Below are 7,976 nucleotides of genomic sequence, written 5' to 3' on the forward strand. Positions count from 1 at the left end.
AAGCCCCGTGGGCCGCCCCGCCGCGCGGGGCGGCGGGGCGGCCCGCGGCCGGCGGGCGGGGACGGCCGTCGGGCGGAGGACGCCTTCGCGGCGGGGCTGGTCCGCTTCATGACCGACGTCCTGGGCGAGCAGGTGGGCCCGGCGCGGCTCCCGCTGCATGACGACGGGCCGGCGGAGCCGGTGCCCGCGCCCTGACCCCGGGCCGCGTCCGGGTCACCGGCCGGTCCCGCCGGCCCTCCGCCTCCGTCCTCGTTCCGTTCCGCCGGCTCCTCGCGCCGGCCGTTCAGGCCGGCTCGTAGGTGAGGCAGTCGACCTGCTCCTGTTCGGAACCGACGGCGATGGCCGGGGCGTGGCACTCCAGCCCGCTGTTGTGCCGGCAGTCGGCCATCTTGCAGGCGCCGACCCGGCCGGTGACGGAGGGCTCCCCGCCCCGGACGTCGGCGCTCAGGAACGTGTCGCAGACGGGATCGCTGACGTCTCCCACGGTGATCGCCGCGGCGTGGCAGGTGTGGTCGCTGTTGTAGGCGCAGCTCTCGGCCGAGCACTCGCTGATGACCGGCAGTTGCATGACGGGTGCGGCTGTCATGGCAGGACCTGCTTCCTGGAGGTGTCGTACGGAGCGTTCCCCGACGGCCGGGATGCTCCCCGGCGACGGCCGCGCGACGGCTCTCGGAACGCTCCCTTCCTTGCCTCCACTCTCCGCGACAACCGGATCCGGTGCACCTCGGCCGGGGAGCGGCCCCCTCCGGCCGGGCGCCCCGACGGGCGTGCCGGGCCCCGCGGCCCACGTGCGCGGTCCGCCGGACAGGCCCTAGGGTGGACCGGTGATCAGTGAGGCGGACCTGCGGCACCTGCGCCGCTGCGTGGAACTGGCGGCCCAGGCCCTGGCCTCGGGCGACGAGCCCTTCGGATCCGTGCTGGTGGCGGGCGACGGCACCGTCCTGGGCGAGGACCACAACCACGTCGCGGGCGGCGACCACACCCGGCACCCCGAGTTCGCCCTGGCCCGCTGGGCCGCGCGGCACATGACCCCGGCGGAACGCGCGGCGGCCACCGTCTACACCTCCGGCGAGCACTGCCCGATGTGCGCGGCCGCGCACGGCTGGGTGGGCCTCGGCCGCATCGTGTACGTGGCCTCCGGCGCGCAGCTGGCGTCCTGGCTCACCGAGTGGGGCGTGCCCGCGGCTCCGGTCGCCGCCCTGCCGGTCACCGCCGTCGTCCCGGACGCGGTGGTGGAGGGACCGGTGCCCGAGCTCGTCGACGACGTCCGCGCCCTGCACCAACACCTGCACCACCCGGCCGGCCGCACGGCGCGGCGGCCGGAGTAGACGCCCGTACCGTCCTGCCGGCCACCGCCGCCCCCGCCTCGCACCGGTTTCTGGCCCCCGGTCCGCGGCCCGCGGGTCAGGCGTCGCGTGCGCGGTCGCGGAGGTCGCGAAGCGGCATGGTGCGTGGCCGGCTCCGTGGGTCCGCCTGCCCCGCCACCGGGTCGCCGGGGCAGGAGGACAGTTCCGCGAGAGCCTGTGACGGGCTCAGTCCCCGCTCGCGGGTCGCGCGCAGGCGGTCCAGCCAGACCAGTCCGGCCCGGTGACCGTCTTCGCCGGCAGCGTCGCGCGGGGCGAAGCTCGCGGCACCGTCGGGGTCGGAGGCCCAGAGGTGGCCGAGCAGCAGGCCGTCGGAGCCGCGGACGGGTACGTACTGCACGGTCCCGTCCGCGGTACGCCCGAAATGCCCCTGGTGGAAGGGTGACAGGAACTCGAAGACCGCCTTCCGTGAGGGAATTTCGAAGCGGCCCCACACGTCCGAAGGAGATCCGTCGGCCTCGTACCGGTTGTCCACTCCGGTCGGGGTGGGAGTCCCGAAGCAGGTGGGGTCCTCCGGCTCCGTCCCGGTGCCGAGCGCGTCCGCGAGGCGGCTGAGGACGGCGGTGAGCCGTGGCGCGTTGGCGCTGGGGACGGCAGGCTGCGGGCGCCCCTTCACGTCGTACCTCATCCAGACGTCCGTGTACGTCTCGAGGTCCACACCGGCGAATCCGGCGAAGGAGGCGGACGACAGGAGGAACGCCCGCTCCTGTTCCCGTTCGCCTTCCTCGGTGAGCAGGACAGCGGTGCAGTCCATCCTCGCGTCCGCGGAACCGACCTCGCCGGGAGCCGCCACAGACCTGATCTCCTCCACCACACGGGCAAGACGGTCGGACGACAGGTCCGCCACCCGCAAGGTGATGTCGCGGTCGAACAGGCGATGCGTGGGATTGCCGTTCTCGGTGACCGTAAGCCGCGCCGCCGGCCCTCCGACGCTGAAGCGGTGCTCCGTGAGCACGTGGTGGGCGGACAGGAGACCGCGCAGGCAGAGCGTGATCTCGTCGGCGGACCGGTCCCACCGGCTCCACGTCCACCGGGCCACGCCACTGCTCGGGATCACCGAACTCCCTCCGGGACGAACCCGCCACCAGGTGGCACGAAGACGATCCCGTCAGACGCACGAATCAATGCCCCCACGCCCGAAGGCGAGCCATTGCCGCTCTGTGCGGGGGGTTCCCGACAGGCCGTACGTGTACAGCGATGAAGTCACGCGGCTCCCGCTCCTGTGCGGCGCGATCGCGCGGAGCGCGCATCGACAAGGACGTGGCGCCCTTGAGGGAAGACCTGACTGTTCGGTGGAGCGGTGACCGAGCCGCCGATGGAGGTCAACGGTTCGCCTGGATTCCCAGAACCCGGATTTCCCCGCCGTGATCCCTGATCCACTGCTGCAACTCCGAACCTGACAGCTCTCGGGAAACGCCTTCACGGACAAAGGTCACGGGCCCGAACACCGATCCCGACGCACCCTCGAGCTTCGTCTCCTCATCCACCTTCACCTGGAACGAGTTCTCGTCGAAGACCGCGTCGCTCAGGTCGGCGCCACGGAAGTCGGCACCCAGGAGAGAGGCTCCCGTGAACCGGGTCCCTCTGCAGCCGGCGCCGCTCGCATCGACACCGTGGAGCGACGCCTTGACGAGATCGGCGCCCTCGAGCGTCGCGTTCCGCAAGATCGCGTCGTCGAGGTTCACACGGACCAGAGAGGCTCCCGTCAGATCGGCTTCGGTGAGATCCGCCCCCTGGGCATCCGAGCGGTACAACTCCGCGCCGGCCAGCTTCACACCCGCCAACTTCGCGTCGGTGAACCATGACGCGGAGAAGTCACCGTAGGACAGGTCCGCGCCGCCGAGATCGAGGCCCACGGCGTCCAGACCGCCCTCCTCGGCATCGAGCCACTCCCGCAGACGCCGGCCCGCACCACTGTCCACAGGAAATCGAGCCGGTGCCCAGCCGTTACGTGTACCGAATGACATTCTCTTCCCAACCGTTCTCTTCACCGTCATGGGGGCGCGCCGGTGCGCCCTGCGTCACCGCCTGCGCCACCCGGCCGACAGTGCGGAGTGGCGGCCCGGGTGGCTCCGGCCACCGAGAGGCATGTCCAGGCGTGGTCCGCCCGTAACCAGGCTGCCCCCGCATCGGCGGCAGACATCCAGGACTCACCAGGTGCTGTTCAGAGCAGGTCGGTGAGATCGGGTCCCAGGCCGTCGATCAAGTCGGGCATCTGGATGCCGTAGCCGTCGGCGCGCCCGAAGTACGTCGGATCGCCCGGTCGCGCCGGCCGCCCCAGAAGCCCTTCCAGTTCCCGCAGGGCCGCGGCCAGCCGGGGTGCGTTCCGCTTCTCGACCTCCGGATGCGGGACGCCCTTGAAGTCGCAGTGGCCCCAGATGTCGTGGAACACCGAAACCTCAGCCGTCAGTTCCCGCTCGTCGGGATCGACGATCAGATCGACGAGCCCGTACTCCCTTCGCTCCGTGCCTCCGGCATCAAGCCACGTGCCTGGACCGGAGATGCGGAGAAGGTTGGGTTCGGCTTCTGAAAGCGCCACAGGACGAGCCTCCCGGACCCGCCGCGACAATCCACCGACGTCGAGACTCCCGCACAGCGAAAGCCTCGTCATCGCCCCTACACCCCCACGCCCGAAGATGAACCATTGCCACTCCACGTATTGAGGCTCCAGCAGTCCATGCTTCCGCAGCACGGTCGACATCTGTGCAGCAACCGTCAGCGCGGATTCAAGGCCAGGCAGGGCGAAGTCGCTCAGCTCCCACTCCCACGTGGCACATTCACGGGGAGCACGCATTAGCATGGACATGGCACTCCTTGAGGGTGGATCCGGCCGTTCGGCGGGACGATGGCGCCCACCATTCATCATCGCTACCCACGGCTTCCGGCCAACCGCCGCGGCGTTCCCCCCAGGGATTCCGTCGACCGAGGCGCGCACGGGCGGTGCCTCCGTGTCGGCGTGTACGGGTGGTGTGGTGTTGTCGCCGGTGCGGCCGGCGTCGCCGAGGGTGTCGGCGGGGTCGCTGCCGAGGCGGATCGTCTGCCCGGCGTTGTCGGCGGCGGTGGGTGCCGGCGCCGGCCAGGGCGGGTTCCCGGGTCGGGGTGGGGTGTGGGGGGTGTCCGCGCCGGCGGGTGTGCCGTGGTCGGTGCCGCCGGGCTCGCGGGGGACTGGTCGGCGCGCTGGACGACGGTGCCGATGTCGTCGAGGAGGTTGCCCTGCGGGTCCAGGTAGCGTGCCGGGGCGCCCGGTTCGGTGAGCAGTTTGAGGCTGCCACCGGCCCCCTCGGCAGGCCCGTCACCTGGCCTCGGCACAGGCGCGGACCCGCCTGACGGCAGAGTTCCGTGTTCCCCGGCCTCCCCGCACACGGCGCTCGTCCCTGAACCGCGCTGGATCCGCGGCCTCTCCTCCCGAGGCCGGGCGAACCTCAGCGGGCACCCGACAGCCGCGCGACCGCGGACTCGATGAACCGGGCCGCCTCGGCCTCCGTGATCTGCACGTGATCGACGTCGTTGTGCCCCAGCTCGTACAGGCGGAGATATTCGGTCGGCTCCCAGCGGAGGTTACGGGTGAACGCCTCGTCGTAGGTCTGTTCCTCGTCGACCCGACGCCTGACGATTCCCCGCGGGCTGCTCCGTGGATAACCCTCGCTGACCTTGGCGTAGTACGTGATGTCGCCTTCGGCGTCAAGGGCGTCGAGCGTCGTCGACGCGAGCGTGAGGAAGGGCTGAGCAGCGAGATTGCTGTCCACCGTGCCGAGGCGGACCATCGCGCCGTTGAGGTCGATGAACTCCTCCACGAAATAGCCGCCCCCTCGCTCGCACATGAGCAGCATCGGCTCGTAAGGCTCGGCGGGGAGCTCCGCAGGCGCCTCGAACCCGGCCTGTACCAGGGCGGCCCACCTGACGACGGCTCGGCAGGTCTCCTTGAGCGACGAAGGAGCCACGCCCTTGAGCGCGTCCTCCACCTCGACGGCGACATCCGCCGGGACCTCGACCTCGGGGGCGACCAGTTCCACGACGTCCAAGAACGGCCAGGAAGCCTCGACGTCGTAGGCGCGTGCCCAAGCAGCCATGCGCCGCAGGTACTCACGCATCAGCAGCCCACGCGAATTCGCGTGCTCATAGGCCGCGGTGTCGTCGGCCCAGTCGATGCCCCTGAGTCGCTCGAGCGCCAGGCGCACACGGTCTTCCGTCACTTGAGGTCCAGCCCCTTCGCCTTGAGTTCCTGGACTATATCCTTGACGAAATCGTCGATGTTGGACAAGTCGTCGGCCAACTGCGTCTTCGGGTGTCTGAGGCCGAGCTTCTGCCACGCCATACCGAAGCCCCCTCGGACGGGGTTCGGGGACAGATCGTGCGCGCCGGCGGCGCTCAGACTCTTGGGTGACCTGCGACCATCGACGGTTCCGTCGTCACCGAACCGCCACAGACCCCTTTCGTCTCGGAGGTAGGGAAGCCCTCGTTTCATGAGCTGACTTTCCACGTACTCATGACTCATCAGGTTTCTGAATTCCCTGATCTGGTCCGGGGTCAGGGTTCCCTTCCGGGCTCCGTCCCACAGATTCGCGATGTCATCGCGCGGCGTGAAAAGGCCACGCTTCCACTCGCCCGGCCCCACCACCACATCGTGCTGCGACCGGACCATGTGGGTCTTCACGTCACGGATCACGGATTCGGAAATTCCGGTGTTCCTCGCCATCTGCGGAACATCGATGTGGTTCGGCGTGGCGCGCAGTGACTCATAAATCCTCCCGGCGTACTCGGAGGGCTGATCGACCCATCCCGCGCCACTCCAGCCACCGTTTGGACCGTCGGTGTACGGGCTGTCGCCCGCACCGCTGTCCTCGTCGGTCGTGCGCTCCGGAGCATGGGTGTCGGTGTGCGGGGTTTCGGATTCGCCCCGTCCCAGGTCGTCGCCCAGGGAGTCGACCTGGTCGGCGACACCGTCGAGTTCCCTGCCGAGGGCGGAGGCCGCATCGGCAGCACCCTGCCCTCCGATACGGATGTCTCCCGCTCCGTGCGGGACCGGCACCCTGCCGAACAGCTCTGTCTGTTCGAGCTTGATCGCGGCGAGTTCGTCGGGCGAGACGCCGGGCAGGCGCTCCTTCTCGTACAGGACGTGGCCGTCCATCTTGGCCGCGAAGCTGTCCGCCGTGTGGAACTGCAGCTCGAAGATCTGGCCGCTGACCGGATCGCGCCACGTGGAGTTGATCCCCTTGTAGCCGGGCGAGTCCCAGGTGTTCTTGAACGTGACGTTCTCGAAGCCCTTGGCCTGAAGGTCGTTGACCGCCTGCTGGACCCCGTCGGCGTAGTTCCGGGTGGAAACCTCCATCGTGTAGCGGATGGAGTCCTTGATGTCGCCCAGTATCCGGGCGGGGCCCACGGCGACGTCGTCGAGCATGTCCGTGGCGAGCTTGCGCTTGAAGGAGTCCTCGCCCTTGAGCCGGTATTCCAGTCCGATGAGTCTGCCGTTGTCGACACGGCCGGCGACGGACCGCATCGACTCGGTGATGCGGGGTTCGGCCTCCTGCGAACGGCGCATGAAGTCGTCAGCGGCCGCGTTCGCCTCCGGGTCCAGCCGGAGCCCGTTCTCGCCCGCCCAGGAGCCGTCGGGCAGGTTGCCGCGGGGAGGAGCGGGGAGAGCACCGCCCGGGACGTCCGCTCCGCCGCCGGGCGGCACCAGGTCGTCCGTGCCGGATCCGGCCCCGGGTTCGTGCACACCGGAGCCCGGAGGGGTCTGGTCGGCGCTGCCGGCGGAAGGCTGATCGGCGTGCCCGCCGCCCGATCCGTCGTGGTGAGGAGTGCCGGAGCCACCGGTGGGACCGTCGGAGTGGCTTGCGGTGGGCCCTTGGGCAGCGTCGTCGGCCCGTCCGCCCGGCAGGTTGTCCGCGGCGTTCCCCCCAGGGATTCCGTCGACCGAGGCGCGTACCGGCGGCACGTCCGTGCCCACGCGGACGGGTGGTGTGGTGTTGTCGCCGGTGCGGGCGGCGTCGCCGAGGGTGTCGGTGGGGTCGCTGCCGAGGCGGACGGTCTGGCCGGGGCCGTCGGCGGCGGCGTGGGCGGCGTTGTCGGTGGCGCCGGCGCCGACCAGGGCGGGTTCCCGGACCGGGGTGGGCGTGGTCGGGGTGTCCGCGGCGGGTGTGCCGTGGCCGGTGCCGCCGGTTTCGCGGGGGGCCTGGTCGGCGCGCTGGACGACGGTGCCGGTGTCGTCGAGGAGGTTGCCCTGCGGGTCCAGGTAGCGTGCCGGGGCGCCGTCCTCGGTGGGCAGTTTGATGCTGCCCTCCGGCACCGGGACGGTCTGTTCGGGCAGCCGGACGTTGCCGTCCGGCAGCCGGGTCGCGCCGTCCGGCAGGGCGGTGCCCGCGGGCAGGTCGAACGTGCCGTCGGGCAGGCGGACCGTGCCGGGCGGCAGCTCGAAGGCGTTGGCGGGCAGCGGCGGGATGTCGATGTTTCCGACGCCCTTGAGCGCGGTGGCGATGTCGCCGATCTTCGACAGGCCGGTGCCGGCGCCCTTGGCGATGTAGGTCATCGGATCGATGGCCCTGCCGGTGGCGGACAGCACCTTGGCGACCGCGCCGGCCTTGCCCGCACCCGCCACCGCACCGCCCGCACCAC

Annotated in this window: 7 protein-coding genes and 1 pseudogene; 2 read left to right on the forward strand and 6 right to left on the reverse strand. The window is 70.9% G+C overall.

All coding sequences use genetic code 11. The features are described 5' to 3' along the window. A partial coding sequence (locus A2U95_RS32110; protein WP_206283007.1) for a hypothetical protein occupies positions 1 to 195 on the forward strand: 195 nt, incomplete at its 5' end. An 88-nt stretch (positions 196 to 283) separates the two neighbouring features. Here the strand turns inward: A2U95_RS32110 and A2U95_RS21615 are convergent. Next, on the reverse strand, positions 284 to 586 hold the full coding sequence (locus A2U95_RS21615) for a DUF1540 domain-containing protein (protein WP_240957554.1): 303 nt from the start codon (positions 584 to 586) through the stop codon (positions 284 to 286). A gap of 238 nt (positions 587 to 824) precedes the next feature. On the opposite strand from A2U95_RS21615, the gene A2U95_RS21620 reads away from it, so the two are divergent. Next, positions 825 to 1,328, forward strand: coding sequence for a nucleoside deaminase (locus A2U95_RS21620; RefSeq protein WP_166025837.1), 504 nt, complete (start codon positions 825 to 827; stop codon positions 1,326 to 1,328). Positions 1,329 to 1,404: 76 nt separating this feature from the next. On the opposite strand, the gene A2U95_RS21625 is transcribed toward A2U95_RS21620, so the two are convergent. From A2U95_RS21625 to A2U95_RS32115, 5 genes and pseudogenes are all read right to left on the reverse strand, one after another. After that, positions 1,405 to 2,421, reverse strand: a complete 1,017-nt coding sequence (locus A2U95_RS21625; protein WP_166025839.1) for a hypothetical protein — start codon at positions 2,419 to 2,421, stop codon at positions 1,405 to 1,407. A gap of 265 nt (positions 2,422 to 2,686) precedes the next feature. Then, the gene (locus tag A2U95_RS21630; protein ID WP_240957557.1) at positions 2,687 to 3,286 is read right to left on the reverse strand and encodes a pentapeptide repeat-containing protein; all 600 of its coding nucleotides are present in this window, start codon (positions 3,284 to 3,286) and stop codon (positions 2,687 to 2,689) included. 242 nt (positions 3,287 to 3,528) lie between these two features. Beyond that, positions 3,529 to 4,170 (reverse strand): hypothetical protein, encoded by a 642-nt coding sequence (locus A2U95_RS21635; protein WP_240957560.1) that lies wholly within the window; start codon positions 4,168 to 4,170, stop codon positions 3,529 to 3,531. Between the two features lie 616 nt (positions 4,171 to 4,786). Next, a complete protein-coding gene (locus A2U95_RS21640) occupies positions 4,787 to 5,557 on the reverse strand; it encodes a hypothetical protein (protein ID WP_166025843.1) in 771 nt (256 codons plus the stop codon). Further along, positions 5,554 to 7,976, reverse strand: a pseudogene (locus A2U95_RS32115) (hypothetical protein); the annotation flags it as partial. The pseudogene A2U95_RS32115 and the gene A2U95_RS21640, both read right to left, overlap by 4 nt.

Source organism: Streptomyces chilikensis (assembly GCF_001642695.1).
Lineage (GTDB): Bacteria > Actinomycetota > Actinomycetes > Streptomycetales > Streptomycetaceae > Streptomyces > Streptomyces chilikensis.